Source organism: Rhizobium sp. WYCCWR 11128, from assembly GCF_013416305.1.
In the GTDB taxonomy this organism is placed as follows: Bacteria; Pseudomonadota; Alphaproteobacteria; order Rhizobiales; family Rhizobiaceae; genus Rhizobium; species Rhizobium indicum.
Genome location: NZ_JACCEZ010000005.1, coordinates 304,733 through 317,794, shown reverse-complemented (window position 1 = coordinate 317,794; position 13,062 = coordinate 304,733). Strand labels below are relative to the sequence as shown.

The window sequence follows — 13,062 nt, the reverse complement described above, 5'->3', positions numbered from 1 at the left end:
GCTTACTTTACCAGATCGCAGCCGCTCTTGGCGGGATCGATATAGGCTTCCTTGCCGGGAATGGTGGCGAGCACGTTGAAATAATCCCACGGCTCCTTGCTCTCGGAAGGCTTCTTGACCTGCAGCAGATACATATCGTGGATCATGCGGCCATTGGCGCCGACCGTGCCGCCGCGGCCGAAGACGTCGTCGACCGGCATTTCATGCAGCTGCTTGGCGACGGCTTCCGTTTCGTCGGTGCCGGCCTTCTGCACCGCCTTCAGATATTGTGTCACCGCCGAATAGGTGCCGGCATGGATCATGTTCGGCATCTTGCCGGTGCGGGCGAAGAACTTCTTGGCGAAGGCGCGGCTCTCGTCGTCGCGGTTCCAGTAATAGCCTTCCGTCAACGTCAACCCTTGAGCCGCCTCAAGGCCGAGACCATGGACTTCGGCGAGCGTGAAGAGCAGCGCCGCCAGATGCTGGCCGCCCTGGGTGATGCCGAATTCGGCCGCCTGCTTGATGGCGTTCGCGGTATCGAGGCCGGCATTGGCAAGGCCGATCACCTTGGCGCCGGACGATTGCGCCTGCAGCAGGAAGGACGAGAAGTCCTGGGTCGACAGCGGATGGCGGACGGCGCCGACGACCTTGCCGCCGCTCGCCTTGACGTAATCGCTGGTCTGCTGCTCCAGCGAGTAGCCGAAGGCATAGTCGGCCGTCAGGAAGAACCAGCTGTCGCCGCCCTGCTTGACGAGCGCGCCGCCCGTGCCGACGGCGAGTGCATGGGTGTCGTAGGCCCAATGGAAACCGTAAGGCGAGCAGGCCTTGCCGGTGAGATCCGTCGTCGCAGCACCCGTGACGATGTCGATCTTCTTCTTTTCCTTGCCGATCGCCTGCACGGCGAGCGCCACCGACGAGGTCGTCAGTTCCATGATCGCATCCACCTGTTCGGTGTCGTACCACTGGCGGGCGATGTTGGAGGCGATATCAGGCTTGTTCTGGTGATCGGCATCAACGATCTCGACCGGAACGTCGAGCACCTTGCCGCCGAAATCCTCGACCGCCATCTTGGCGGCTTCGACGGAGGACTTGCCGCCGAAATCGGCATAGACACCCGACTGGTCGTTCAGGATGCCGATCTTGACCTTGCCGTCGGTCGCGCTCTGCGCGAGCACCGCAGTGCTGCTCGCAAGCAGAAATGCAACTGATGCAATGAGATTCTTACGCATATTCTCTCCTCCCAGAGATTGGCCAGATTGCGGATCTGTTCAAATTTGGCCAGTCGCACTCCTCAGGACGACGGACCCTCACCTTACGATCACGGAAATCCCGCCCTGAGGCAACGGGTGATTTACAACTAATTCCAAACAGTATCTGTTCATTTTTGAACAGAGAGGATCGCGATGAACAATCCACCGCAGTTTACTTGGGACGATCTGCAGTTTTTTCTAGCCGTCGCCCGCACCGGACAGCTGTCGACGGCGGCCCGTCAGCTGCGTTCCAGCCACGCCACCGTCTCACGCCGCATCGACCGGCTGGAGTTCACCCTCAAGGTCAAGCTGTTCGAGCGCAATCCGCGCGGCTACGTACTGACTGCCATGGGCACGCGCTTCGTCGAGACGGCCGAAAGGATGGAGCAGGAGACCGAGCGGCTGCGCGCCGACCTCGCCGACGGCTCGATGGCGCAGCGCGGCCTTGTGCGGCTGAGCGCGCCGGAGGGTTTTGCCAATTTCTTCTTCGCAACCGTGCTGCCGCAGTTTGCCGCCCAGCATCCGCATCTGGCGCTGGAATTGGTGACGATCCAGCAGATCATGTCGCTGTCGCGCAAGGAGGCCGATCTTTCCGTCGTGCTCGACGAGCCGAAGGGCGGGGCTTATTTCGCCGAGAAGCTGACGGACTACCACCTGCAGGTCTACGGCTCGCGCGACTATCTGGCGAAAGCCGCGCCGATCACCTGTCGCGAAGACCTGCTCGGCCATCCTTTCGTCAGCTATATCGAGGAGATGATTTTCGCGCCGGGCCTGGATTATCTCGGCGATGTGCATCCGCGCATCAAGCCGCAGTTCCAGAGCTCCAGCATCTTCGCGCAGCTCACTGCCACCAGAAACGGCCTCGGCCTCTGCATCCTGCCCTATTTCTTCGCCAGCCGTTATCCCGAACTCGTGCGCGTGCTGCCCGAGGAAATCGACCTCAAGCGCCATTACTGGATCACCTGCCATCGCGACCTGAAACAGGCGCCGCGCGTGCGCGCCGTCATCGATTTCCTGCGCGAGGCGGTGCGCGGCGAAGATGCGCGCTTCGTGCCGCCCTATGTCACGGCCGCCGGCCCTGCGCGCCGGACAAGAGCGGACGTTTAATTAGAGCATGATGCCGTCCGAAACCGCTCACAGTTTTCAGCATCATGCTCTGGTTACTTCAGGAATTCGGCCCGGTGCGGGGTGAATGCATCGATCAGCCGGCCCTTTTCCAGCGCCTTGACGCCATGCACCAGATTGGGGGGCACAATGAAGCTGCCGCCCTGCTTGAGCACCTCGGTCCGGCCATCGATCGTCACTTCGAAACTGCCTTCGGCGACGTAGCTTGCCTGGATGTGCGGATGCGAATGGGCCGCGCCCACGGCGCCGCTTTCGAAGGCCACTTCCACCAGCATCATCTCGGGCAGATAGGTCATAATGCGCCTGACGACGCCGGGCTCGGGATTGACCCATTCGGCGCCTTCGGCCGATACGAACAGATCGCTTGACGACATTTTCCGCCTCCTCGTTCCAGAATCGATCGCGGGCAAAGTGGATCATGCCGACGCTTTTGAAAAGATGGCGCGGCCGGTCTTTTCGAGACTGCCGCCTTCTGTTGACGCGGTCGGCTGGCGGGTCTATGGCCAACTTGAGCGAGGCAAGCCAGAACCGGGATGAGGAGACGCGGCCATGCAGCATACACGCGAAGTTTTCGACTGGGCCGATCCGTTCCGCCTGGTGGAGCAGCTGACCAGTGAAGAGCGCATGGTGCAGGACACCGCCCGTGCCTATGCGCAGGAAAAGCTTGCTCCCCGTGTTCTCGACGCCTTCCGCAATGAAAAGACCGATCCCGAGATCTTCCGCGAAATGGGCGAACTCGGCCTGCTCGGCCCGACGATCTCGCCCGATTATGGCGGCGCCGGCCTCGGTTACGTCGCCTACGGCCTGATCGCCCGCGAGGTCGAGCGGGTCGACAGCGGTTACCGCTCGATGATGAGCGTGCAGTCCTCGCTCGTGATGGTGCCAATCGAAACCTTTGGCTCCGAGGCGCAGAAGCTGAAATACCTGCCGAAACTCGCCACCGGCGAATGGATCGGCTGCTTCGGCCTGACCGAACCCGATCACGGCTCCGACCCCGGCTCGATGGCAACACGTGCCAAAAAGGTGGACGGCGGCTACAGCGTGACCGGCTCGAAGACCTGGATCTCCAACGCGCCGATCGCCGATGTTTTCGTCGTCTGGGCAAAGACCGAGGACGGCCTCATCCGCGGCTTCATCCTCGAAAAGGGCTGGAAAGGACTTTCGGCGCCTGCGATCCACGGCAAGGTGGGCCTGCGCGCTTCGATCACCGGCGAGGTGGTGATGGACGGGGTGTTCGTGCCTGAGGAAAACCTTCTGCCTGATGTGACCGGCCTCAAGGGACCGTTCACCTGCCTCAACTCCGCCCGTTTCGGCATCGCCTGGGGCGCACTCGGTGCTGCCGAGGATTGTTATGCGAGAGCCCGGCAATACACGCTCGAGCGCAAGCAGTTCGGCCGGCCGCTCGCCGCCAACCAGCTGATCCAGAAGAAGCTCGCCGACATGGTGGCGGAAATCTCGCTCGGCCTTCAGGGCTGCCTACGGCTTGGCCGCATGAAAGAGGAAGGCCATCCGCCGGTGGAACTGACCTCGATCCTCAAGCGCAACAGCTGCGGCAAGGCGCTGGAGATCGCGCGGGCGGCCCGAGACATGCTCGGCGGCAACGGCATCTCCGACGAATTCGGCATCGCCCGTCATCTCGTCAACCTCGAAGTGGTCAACACCTATGAGGGCACGCACGACATCCACGCGCTGATCATCGGCCGGGCGATCACCGGCATTGCCGCTTTTGCGAACTAGCGCATTGGCGCGAAAGGGCGAATTGCCACGCGCCTGACAATGTGCAACCTTCCCTACGACGGCAAGAGCCGGCAAAAAGGGGATCATGCATGTTTCTGCTTCTTGCATTGCTGATTGGTGTCATTGCCGGGCTTCGCGCCATGACGGCGCCCGCCGCCGTCGCCTGGGGCGCGGCACTTGGATGGTTCGATGTCTCGCAGACGCCGCTTGCCTTCATGGGTTACCAATGGACGCCGTGGATCTTCACGCTTCTCGCCGTCGTCGAACTGATCACCGACCAGCTGCCGTCGACGCCGTCGCGTAAGGTGCCGGTGCAATTCGGTGCCCGCATTGTTACGGGCGCGCTGGCCGGCGCCACGATCGGTGCCGCCAGCAGCCTGCTTTTCGGCGGGCTGATCGCCGGCATAATCGGCGCCGTCATCGGCACATATGGTGGCGCCGCCATCCGCAGCAGGCTTGCCGCCTCCTTCGGCAAGGATCTGCCGGCCGCTCTCATCGAGGATGCCGTCGCCGTCATCGGTGCGGTGCTGATCGTGGGGGCCGTCGCATGAAAAAATTCGACGCCATCGTTATCGGCGCCGGCCAGGCAGGCCCCTTTCTTGCCGCCAGGATGGTCGAAAAGGGCATGAAGGTCGCTCTGATCGAGCGCAAGTTCCTCGGCGGCACCTGCGTCAATGCCGGCTGCATGCCGACGAAGACACTGGTCGCCAGCGCCCGCGCCGCCCATGTCGCAAGAAACGGCGCCGTTTACGGCGTCAATCTCCCCGGCGAGATCGCCATCGACATGAAGGTGGTCAGGGCGCGCGCCGAAACAGTGACCATGAACGCCCGCAACGGCCTGATCGGCTGGTTCGCCGGCATGGACGGCATGACCGTGATCTACGGCCATGCCCGCTTCGAGGGCCCGAAGACCGTCAGCGTCAACGGCGAGACGCTGACTGCACCGCGCATCTTCCTCAATGTCGGAGCGCGGCCGGTCATCCCCGAGCTATCAGGGATCAACGATATCGATTACCTCACCAGCACCTCGATCATCCATCTCGACACGCTGCCACGGCATCTGGTCGTGATCGGCGGCAGTTATATCGGGCTGGAATTCGCGCAGATGTATCGCCGCTTCGGCGCCGAAGTCAGCGTCATCGAGCATGGCCCGAAGCTCGCGTCGCGCGAGGACGAGGATATATCCGACGCAATCGCCGATGTCCTGCGCTCGGAGGGCATCGACATTCATACCGGCGCCAGCGACATCGCCTTCGCCAAGAGCCGCGACGGAATAACGGTCGCCACCGATTCAGCGAGGATCGATGCGAGCCATGTGCTGATTGCCACCGGACGCAAGCCGAACACCGACGATCTCGGCCTCGATGCCGCCGGCGTCATCACCGACGGACGCGGCTTCATTGCCGTCGACGACAGGCTTGCCACCAATGTCGACGGCATCTGGGCGCTCGGCGACTGCAACGGCCACGGCGCCTTCACCCACACCTCCTACAATGATTTCGAGATCGCCGCCGCCAATCTGCTCGACGGCGACGATCGCAAGGTGTCGAGCCGTATCCCGGCCTATGCGCTCTATATCGACCCGCCGCTTGGCCGTGTCGGCATGACGGAGAAGCAGGCGCGCGCCTCGGGACGAAGAATCATGATCTCGACCCGGCCGATGAGCCGCGTCGGCCGCGCCAACGAGCGCGGCGAGACCAAGGGCTTCATGAAGGTGATCGCCGACGCCGAGACCAAAAAAATCCTCGGTGCGGCGATCCTCGGCATCGAGGGCGACGAGGTGATCCACGGCATCATAGACGCGATGAATGCAGGAACGACCTATCCCGCCTTGCAATGGTCGGTGCCGATCCATCCGACGGTGTCGGAGCTGATCCCGACGCTGCTTGGGGATTTGAAGCCGGTTTAGCTGTAGAAACCCGGGGCCGAGGACAGTTGCGTGTCTATCGAACTGCTGATCGAGCACTACGGCCTGTTGGCGATATTTCTGGGCGCAGCCTTCGAAGGCGAAACAGCTGCCTTCCTCGGCGGCGTGATTTCTCACCGCGGGCTGCTGACCTATTGGTCGGCGTCGCTCGCGGCAACGGCGGGCTCCTTCGCCGGCGATCAGTTCTGGTTCTTCGCCGGCCGTTATGCGGCGCGATGGGGGCTGGTCCGGCGGCTGATGGAAACACCGGCGCTGGCGCGCGTAACCCGGCTTCTGGAAAGATATCCGACCGGCTTCATCCTTGCGTTTCGTTTTCTTGTGGGGTTGCGGACGATCAGCCCGATCGTCATCGGGACGACGCGAATACCGACCGGCAAATTCATCATCCTGAATGCCGTGGCCGCGCTGGTGTGGGGGCAGCTTTTCACGGCGCTCGGTTATCTCTTCGGGCACGGCATCCAACAGACATTGGGCCACCTTCCCCTTCATCGTCATCTGCTGATCGCAGTCGGAGCCGCGGCTGTCGTTGCAGGCGCGGCTCTTGCCTTTCGGAAGATAAAACTGAGTGCCAGGCACTCATAGCCGTATGGCGTCCTAGAACAGGATGATTTTAGGCCGGGTCGGCCTAAAATCTGAATCCTGTTCTAAATTTATATAATTGGAGCATGATGTTGTCCGAAAACCGATCACACTTTTCGGCATCATGCTCTACTCCATCACGATCTGCAGCTTCACGTCGCTCGGCCGCGCCTCAACGGCGCGATCAAATGCCTTGATCGAATCTTCGAACTTAAAGGTCTCGGAAATCAGCGGCTTCAGATCCACTCTTCCCGAGCCGAGCAGCGCGATCGAGCGCTCATACTGGTGCGCGTAGCGGAACACCGTCTCGATGCGGATTTCCTTGGTGGATGCCGTCGAGACGTCGAAGCCGATCGGGTTGACCGGCAGTCCGACGACGACGATGACGCCGCCCGGGCGCGGCAGCGCCATGATGGTCTCCCAGGCCTTCGGCGAGCCGGAGCATTCGAAGACGACATCGGCGCCCCAGCCGTCGGTCAGCCGGGCAACCTCTTCGGCCAGGTTCTTCTCGCGGATATTCACCGGAATGACGCCTTGGTACTGTGCGGCGATATCGAGCTTCGGCTGGGCAAGATCGGCGACGATCGCGCGGGCGCAGCCGCCGGCAAGCGCCGCGATCGCCACCATAGTGCCGATCGGCCCAGCGCCGAGGACGACGGCAGTATCACCCGGCGTAATCTTCGCCTTGGTGGCCGCCTGCATGCCGACGGCGAAGGGTTCGACCATGGCGCCTTCGGCAAAGCTGACATTGTCGGGCAGCTTGAAGGTGTAGTTGGCGGGATGCACGACCTCGGGCGTCAGCACGCCGTGGATCGGCGGGGTCGCCCAGAAGGTGACTGCCGGGTCGATATTGTACATGCCGAGCCGGCTTGCCTTGGAATTCGGGTCGGGAATGCCGGGCTCCATGCAGACGCGGTCGCCGACTTTGAGATGCGTGACGCCGGCCCCGACCTCGATCACCGTACCCGCCGCCTCATGGCCGAGCACCATCGGCGCGTTGACGACGAAGGGGCCGATCTTGCCGTGGGTGTAATAATGCACGTCCGAACCGCACACGCCAACCGTGTGGATCCTGATCTTCACCTCGCCAGGGCCGGTTTCAAGCGGCAGATCGATATCGCGAAGCGCAAGCTCATGCTGGCGCTCGAGGACAAGCGCACGGACTTTGGTCATCGTCGGTTTCCTTCCCTAGTGGCTTGCCCATGACTCCATCGGGCAGCGTTGAAGCCGACTATAAAGCCCGAAGGCTTCCCAATTCAACCAGATTGAAAAGGCTTTTGCTCAACAAATGATAAAATGCTCACGCAGATTTGCCGGAGGGTTCAGCACCGGCAGCCGCCCGCCCGAAAACTGCGCCAGCCTGGTCCGACGACGAGCGGCCTCGTAAGCGCATTTATAAGATTTTTATATAGATGGCCTGTCGTCCGTCTCGAACCTTTATGCGCTTCGGCTCCATATTGATGGCCGAGAGATCGAAAGATCATCTCCACGCCAGAAAGCATGAAAGGCGGCCTCCCAGCGCCCTTTGTCTTGTCTGACTCCAAGAAGAACAACAGGAGTCACGATCATGATGGATATCATTCTACTCGGCACCGCGATCATATTCTTCGCGCTGTGCTTTGCCTACACCCGAGCCTGCGACAGGCTTTGACAGGAGAAGCGACGATGACCCTCGATTATCTTTTGAGCGGTGCCGTAACCGTGTTTCTCACCGTTTACCTCACCTACGCTCTCCTTCGCCCAGAACGCTTTTGAAGAGAACTGGCGCTTCTGAGGTCGCGCATGCGCGACCGAGAAGCAGCCGGGTATTGAAAGTTACCCCAAATGACCCTCAACGGATGGCTTCAGATCCTGCTTTACTGCGGGATCGTCCTTGTGCTCGTCAAACCGCTCGGCGGTTACATGACGCGTGTCTTCAACGGCGAGCGCACTTTCCTGTCACCGGTCCTCGTTCCGATCGAACGGGGGCTTTACCGCATTGCCGGCACCAGCGAAGGCGAGGAGCAGCATTGGACCTCCTATGCCTTCGCCATGCTGATGTTCAGCCTGCTCGGCGTCATCGTGCTTTACGCGCTGCAACGTCTGCAGGCCGGCCTTCCCTATAATCCAGCCGGCATGGCCGCCGTCCCGCCCGAGCTTTCCTTCAACACCGCCGTCAGCTTCGTCAGCAACACCAACTGGCAGAATTACGGCGGCGAAAGCACGATGTCCTATCTGACCCAGATGGCCGGCTTCACGGTTCAGAACTTCGTCTCTGCGGCGACCGGCATCGCCATCGCGCTCGCCTTCATCCGCGCCTTCTCGCGCGCGTCGGGCAAGGCCGTCGGCAATTTCTGGGTCGATATGACCAGGGCGACCTTCTATGTGCTGCTGCCGATCTGCATCGTGCTGACACTGGTCTACGTCTATCTCGGCGTGCCGCAGACGCTTGGCCCCTACGTCAATGCGACCACGCTCGAAGGCGCGCAGCAGACCATCGCCGTCGGGCCTGTTGCATCGCAGCTCGCGATCAAGATGCTCGGCACCAATGGCGGCGGCTTCTTCAACGCCAATTCCGCCCATCCGTTCGAAAACCCCGATGCGATTTCCAACCTCATCCAGATGGTCTCGATCTTCGCAATCGGTGCGGCCCTCACCAATGTTTTCGGCCGCATGGTCGGCAATCAGCGCCAGGGCTGGGCGATCCTTGCCACGATGGGCATCCTGTTCACCGTCGGTGTCGGTGTCACCTATTGGGCAGAAGCCGCCGGCAACCCACTGATGCATGCCTTTGGTCTTGGCGGCGGCAATATGGAAGGCAAGGAAGTCCGCTTCGGCGTCGCCCTATCCTCACTCTTTGCGGTCATCACCACGGCGGCCTCGTGCGGAGCGGTCAATGCGATGCACGGCAGCTTCACCGCACTCGGCGGCCTCGTTCCGCTGATCAACATGCAGCTCGGCGAAGTCATCGTCGGCGGTGTCGGCGCGGGTTTCTACGGCATCCTGCTGTTCATCATCGTCGCCGTCTTCGTCGCCGGCCTGATGGTCGGCCGCACGCCGGAATATCTCGGCAAGAAGATCGAGGCGAAGGAAATGAAGATGGCCGTTCTCGCCATCCTCTGCCTGCCGCTCGCCATGTTGGTCTTCACCGCGATCGCCACGGTGCTGCCTTCCGCCGTCGCCTCTATCGGCACTGCCGGCCCGCACGGCTTCTCCGAAATCCTCTACGCCTATACCTCGGCTGCGGCCAACAACGGCTCAGCTTTCGGCGGCCTGACGGGCAATACGCCCTGGTACAACGTGACACTCGGCATCGGCATGCTCGCCGGGCGCTTCCTGGTCATCATCCCGGCCCTTGCCATCGCCGGCTCGCTGATCGCCAAGAAGACAGTTCCGGCCTCGGCCGGCACCTTCTCGACGGATGGTCCGCTCTTCGTCGGCCTGCTCGTCGGCACGATCCTGATCGTCGGCGGCCTGACCTTCTTCCCGGCCTTGGCGCTCGGCCCTGTCGTCGAGCACCTGGTCATGATCGCCGGCCAGACCTTCTGAGGTGATGCCATGATCCTCCGTCACAGGCTTCGCAACGCCTTCCACCCTCGTCCCGGTGCGCCGGGACGTGGGAATGGCCCGAGACCCCAAGCCTCCGACATCATCCTGGTGATGATGGCAGGCCTCCTCGTCATCGCCGCCATCTTCAAAATCCTACAGGGCTGACCGGCTGCCGGTTCGCCATCCTCGTTTCAAAGCTGGAGTCTCTTATGAGCCAGGCAAAATCCGCGAGCGTCATGGATTCTCGCATCCTCATTCCGGCCGTGGGGGCCGCTTTCAAGAAGCTAAACCCCCGCGCGCTTGCCAGAAACCCGGTCATGTTCGTCGTGGCCACGGTCTCGGTGCTGACCACCGTCCTCTTCCTGCGCGATCTTGTGGCGGGCAACGGCAATCTCGGCTTCTCGTTCCAGATCAATCTCTGGCTCTGGTTCACCGTGCTCTTTGCCAATTTCGCCGAAGCCGTCGCCGAAGGCCGCGGCAAGGCGCAGGCCGATTCGCTGCGCAAGGCGCGCACCGAAACCCAGGCGAAGCTGCTCACCGCCAATAATGGCAGCGGTTACCGCATGGTGCCGGGCACCAGCCTCAAGGTCGGCGACCTCGTGCTCGTCGAGGCCGGCGACATCATCCCGTCGGACGGCGAAGTCATCGAAGGTGTGGCCTCGGTCAACGAAGCGGCGATAACAGGCGAATCCGCCCCTGTCATCCGCGAATCCGGCGGCGATCGCTCGGCCGTCACCGGCGGCACGCAGGTACTCTCCGACTGGATCCGCGTCCGCATCACCGCGGCTGCCGGCTCGACCTTCATCGACCGGATGATTGCGCTCGTCGAAGGTGCTGAACGCCAGAAGACGCCGAACGAGATCGCGCTCAACATCCTGCTTGCCGGCATGACGCTGATCTTCGTGCTTGCGACGGCGACGATCCCGAGCTTTGCCATCTATGCCGGCGGCTCGATCCCGATCATCGTGCTCGTCGCCCTCTTCGTCACCCTGATCCCGACGACGATCGGCGCGCTGCTCTCAGCAATCGGCATCGCCGGCATGGACCGCCTCGTCCGCTTCAACGTGCTCGCCATGTCCGGCCGCGCGGTCGAAGCCGCCGGCGACGTCGACACGCTGCTGCTCGACAAGACGGGCACGATCACGCTCGGCAACCGTCAGGCGACGACCTTCCGCGCGGTTCGCGGCGTGTCCGAACAGGATCTCGCCGATGCCGCCCAGCTCGCCTCGCTTGCCGACGAAACGCCGGAAGGCCGCTCCATCGTCGTGCTCGCCAAGGAGAAATACGCGATCCGCGGCCGCGACATGGCAAGCCTGAAAGCAACCTTCGTTCCCTTCACCGCCCAGACCCGCATGAGCGGTGTCGATCTCGAAGGCGCTTCGATCCGCAAGGGCGCGGTCGATGCCGTGCTGGCTCATGTCAACGGCGATGCATCCTCGAAGAACGGCAGCGAGGTCGTCCGTGAACTGCAGTCGATCGCCGACGAAGTCGCCAAATCAGGCGGCACGCCGCTGGCCGTTGCCCGCGACGGCAGGCTGCTCGGCGTCATCCAGCTGAAGGACATCGTCAAGGGCGGTATCCGCGAGCGCTTCACCGAGCTGCGCCGGATGGGCATCCGCACCGTGATGATCACAGGCGATAACCCGCTGACGGCAGCCGCCATCGCCGCCGAAGCCGGCGTCGACGACTTCCTCGCCCAGGCGACGCCGGAGATGAAGCTGGCGCTGATGCGCGAGGAACAGTCGAAGGGCAAGCTCGTCGCCATGTGCGGCGACGGCACCAACGACGCGCCGGCGCTCGCCCAGGCCGATGTCGGCGTCGCCATGAACACCGGCACCGTCGCCGCCCGCGAGGCCGGCAACATGGTCGATCTCGATAGCGATCCGACGAAGCTCATCGAGATCGTCGAGATCGGCAAACAGCTGTTGATGACGCGCGGCGCGCTGACGACCTTTTCGATCGCCAACGACATCGCCAAGTACTTCGCCATCATCCCGGCGATGTTCCTGACCTTCTACCCCCAGCTCGGCGTGCTCAACATCATGGGATTGTCGACGCCGCAAAGCGCCATCCTGTCGGCGATCATCTTCAACGCGCTGATCATCATCGCGCTGATCCCGCTGTCGCTGAAGGGTGTCCGCTACCGTCCGATCGGCGCCGGCGCGCTACTGTCGCGCAACCTGCTGATCTATGGTGCCGGCGGCATCATCGTCCCCTTCATCGGCATCAAGGCGATCGACATGGCTGTCGCAGCCCTCGGCCTCGCCTAAGGCCTGGAGCCATCCCGGTTCCGAGAGGATCGGAACCGGAGCTCTTCGCAAAAGAACACTCCAAGGAGTAAGACAATGTTGAAAGAACTTCGTCCGGCAATCGTCATGATCGTCGCCACCACCGCCATCACCGGCCTTCTCTATCCGCTCGCCATGACGGGTGCTGCCCAGGCCCTCTTCCCGACCCAGGCGAACGGCAGCCTGATCGAGAAGAACGGCCAGGTGATCGGCTCGACGCTGATCGGCCAGGCCTTCACCAGCGACAAGTATTTCCACGGCCGCCCCTCGGCCGCCGGCGACGGCTACAATGCGGCTGCCTCCAGCGGTTCGAATCTCGGCCCGACCAGCCAGAAGCTGATCGACCGCGTCAAGGGTGACTACGAGGCCGCCAAGGCGGCGAACCCGACGGCCGATGTCCCCGCCGACCTCGTCACGGCTTCGGGCAGCGGCCTCGATCCCCATATCTCGCCGGAAGCGGCCTATTTCCAGGTACCGCGCGTCGCCAAGGCGCGAAGCATGGATGAAGCCAAGGTCAAGGCACTGGTCGACGGCGCCCTTCAAGCCCGCGAACTCGGCATTCTCGGCGAACCCACCGTCAATGTTCTGGCGTTGAACCAGACCCTTGATGCTTCTATGACTCAGTGACGTTGCGGCTTATATCTTCGCC

The 13,062-nt window shown here is 62.5% G+C and carries 12 protein-coding genes; 9 read left to right on the top strand and 3 right to left on the bottom strand.

The window, feature by feature from the left end:
* Positions 1-2 precede the first annotated feature (2 nt).
* Positions 3-1,208, bottom strand: coding sequence for an ABC transporter substrate-binding protein (locus HX898_RS18320; protein WP_138331349.1), 1,206 nt, complete (start codon positions 1,206-1,208; stop codon positions 3-5).
* A 174-nt stretch (positions 1,209-1,382) separates the two neighbouring features.
* On the opposite strand from HX898_RS18320, the gene HX898_RS18315 reads away from it, so the two are divergent.
* Positions 1,383-2,336 carry a LysR family transcriptional regulator gene (locus tag HX898_RS18315; RefSeq protein WP_180195330.1) on the top strand — a complete coding sequence of 318 codons (954 nt, stop codon included), beginning with the start codon at positions 1,383-1,385 and terminating at the stop codon, positions 2,334-2,336.
* A gap of 53 nt (positions 2,337-2,389) precedes the next feature.
* Here the strand turns inward: HX898_RS18315 and HX898_RS18310 are convergent, their stop codons facing one another.
* Complete coding sequence (locus HX898_RS18310; RefSeq protein ID WP_138331347.1) at positions 2,390-2,728, bottom strand: cupin domain-containing protein; 339 nt, start codon at positions 2,726-2,728, stop codon at positions 2,390-2,392.
* 175 nt (positions 2,729-2,903) lie between these two features.
* Between HX898_RS18310 and HX898_RS18305 the strand changes: the two genes are divergently transcribed.
* The 4 genes from HX898_RS18305 to HX898_RS18290 all read left to right on the top strand — a co-directional run bounded on the left by HX898_RS18305 (position 2,904) and on the right by HX898_RS18290 (position 6,600).
* Positions 2,904-4,091: an acyl-CoA dehydrogenase gene (locus HX898_RS18305; RefSeq protein WP_180195329.1), complete on the top strand. Its 1,188-nt coding sequence runs from the start codon at positions 2,904-2,906 to the stop codon at positions 4,089-4,091.
* A gap of 89 nt (positions 4,092-4,180) precedes the next feature.
* Entirely contained in the window at positions 4,181-4,642 is a 462-nt protein-coding gene (locus tag HX898_RS18300) for a DUF4126 family protein (RefSeq protein ID WP_180195328.1), read from the top strand.
* Complete coding sequence (locus tag HX898_RS18295; RefSeq protein WP_180195327.1) at positions 4,639-6,000, top strand: FAD-containing oxidoreductase; 1,362 nt, start codon at positions 4,639-4,641, stop codon at positions 5,998-6,000. Before HX898_RS18300 ends, HX898_RS18295 begins: the two co-directional genes overlap by 4 nt.
* A 30-nt stretch (positions 6,001-6,030) precedes the next feature.
* Positions 6,031-6,600, top strand: coding sequence for a DedA family protein (locus tag HX898_RS18290; RefSeq protein WP_138331343.1), 570 nt, complete (start codon positions 6,031-6,033; stop codon positions 6,598-6,600).
* A 126-nt stretch (positions 6,601-6,726) separates the two neighbouring features.
* Here the strand turns inward: HX898_RS18290 and HX898_RS18285 are convergent, their stop codons facing one another.
* Positions 6,727-7,770, bottom strand: coding sequence for an NAD(P)-dependent alcohol dehydrogenase (locus HX898_RS18285; protein ID WP_180195326.1), 1,044 nt, complete (start codon positions 7,768-7,770; stop codon positions 6,727-6,729).
* Between the two features lie 492 nt (positions 7,771-8,262).
* Here HX898_RS18285 and kdpF point away from each other — a divergent pair, with 492 nt between their 5' ends.
* The 4 genes from kdpF (at position 8,263) to kdpC (ending at position 13,040) form a co-directional block, all read left to right on the top strand.
* The gene (kdpF, locus tag HX898_RS18280; protein ID WP_085739897.1) at positions 8,263-8,352 is read left to right on the top strand and encodes a K(+)-transporting ATPase subunit F; all 90 of its coding nucleotides are present in this window, start codon (positions 8,263-8,265) and stop codon (positions 8,350-8,352) included.
* A 69-nt stretch (positions 8,353-8,421) separates the two neighbouring features.
* Positions 8,422-10,125, top strand: a complete 1,704-nt coding sequence (kdpA, locus tag HX898_RS18275) for a potassium-transporting ATPase subunit KdpA (RefSeq protein WP_180195325.1) — start codon at positions 8,422-8,424, stop codon at positions 10,123-10,125.
* Between the two features lie 209 nt (positions 10,126-10,334).
* Complete coding sequence (gene kdpB, locus HX898_RS18270; protein WP_180195324.1) at positions 10,335-12,395, top strand: potassium-transporting ATPase subunit KdpB; 2,061 nt, start codon at positions 10,335-10,337, stop codon at positions 12,393-12,395.
* A gap of 75 nt (positions 12,396-12,470) precedes the next feature.
* The gene (gene kdpC / locus HX898_RS18265) at positions 12,471-13,040 is read left to right on the top strand and encodes a potassium-transporting ATPase subunit KdpC (RefSeq protein WP_180195323.1); all 570 of its coding nucleotides are present in this window, start codon (positions 12,471-12,473) and stop codon (positions 13,038-13,040) included.
* Positions 13,041-13,062: the final 22 nt, after the last annotated feature.

What these genes read in the sequence shown, in the direction of transcription:
- HX898_RS18320 (WP_138331349.1), bottom strand. Translation starts at nt 1,208, where the DNA reads ATGCGTAAGAATCTCATTGCATCAGTTGCATTTCTGCTTGCGAGCAGC.
- HX898_RS18315 (WP_180195330.1), top strand. Translation starts at nt 1,383, where the DNA reads ATGAACAATCCACCGCAGTTTACTTGGGACGATCTGCAGTTTTTTCTA.
- HX898_RS18310 (WP_138331347.1), bottom strand. Translation starts at nt 2,728, where the DNA reads ATGTCGTCAAGCGATCTGTTCGTATCGGCCGAAGGCGCCGAATGGGTC.
- HX898_RS18305 (WP_180195329.1), top strand. Translation starts at nt 2,904, where the DNA reads ATGCAGCATACACGCGAAGTTTTCGACTGGGCCGATCCGTTCCGCCTG.
- HX898_RS18300 (WP_180195328.1), top strand. Translation starts at nt 4,181, where the DNA reads ATGTTTCTGCTTCTTGCATTGCTGATTGGTGTCATTGCCGGGCTTCGC.
- HX898_RS18295 (WP_180195327.1), top strand. Translation starts at nt 4,639, where the DNA reads ATGAAAAAATTCGACGCCATCGTTATCGGCGCCGGCCAGGCAGGCCCC.
- HX898_RS18285 (WP_180195326.1), bottom strand. Translation starts at nt 7,770, where the DNA reads ATGACCAAAGTCCGTGCGCTTGTCCTCGAGCGCCAGCATGAGCTTGCG.
- kdpF (WP_085739897.1), top strand. Translation starts at nt 8,263, where the DNA reads ATGACCCTCGATTATCTTTTGAGCGGTGCCGTAACCGTGTTTCTCACC.
- kdpA (WP_180195325.1), top strand. Translation starts at nt 8,422, where the DNA reads ATGACCCTCAACGGATGGCTTCAGATCCTGCTTTACTGCGGGATCGTC.
- kdpB (WP_180195324.1), top strand. Translation starts at nt 10,335, where the DNA reads ATGAGCCAGGCAAAATCCGCGAGCGTCATGGATTCTCGCATCCTCATT.
- kdpC (WP_180195323.1), top strand. Translation starts at nt 12,471, where the DNA reads ATGTTGAAAGAACTTCGTCCGGCAATCGTCATGATCGTCGCCACCACC.